This window comes from Psychrobacter sp. TB20-MNA-CIBAN-0197, from assembly GCF_040309765.1.
GTDB classification, from domain to species: domain Bacteria; phylum Pseudomonadota; class Gammaproteobacteria; order Pseudomonadales; family Moraxellaceae; genus Psychrobacter; species Psychrobacter submarinus.
The window spans coordinates 1-242 of the sequence record NZ_JBEOPC010001269.1 but is presented as its reverse complement, the minus strand read 5'-3'; the positions used below and the strand labels follow the sequence as shown (position 1 = coordinate 242).

Genomic DNA, 242 nt, shown 5'->3' with positions numbered 1-242 from the left:
AGATACACCAGCCGCAAAAGTTGTTTTGGCATTTCATCAAGCACTTGAAACTGGCAATCAAAAACAGGCTAGAGCGCAGTTAGCGGATGATGTCACCATTTTCGAGGGAGGCCGCGTTGAAAGGAGCGCTGATGAATATGCTCATCATCATATGTTGTCGGATATGAAGTATTTAGCAGCGATGAAGAGCGACACACTTGAACATCAAGTGACGATACTTGGAAATACAGCTATCTCTGCCT

1 protein-coding gene is annotated in these 242 nt (G+C 44.6%); it reads left to right on the top strand.

Annotated elements, in window-relative coordinates; genetic code table 11:
* A partial coding sequence (locus AAEY83_RS18040) for a hypothetical protein (protein ID WP_502945221.1) occupies positions 1 to 242 on the top strand: 242 nt, incomplete at both ends.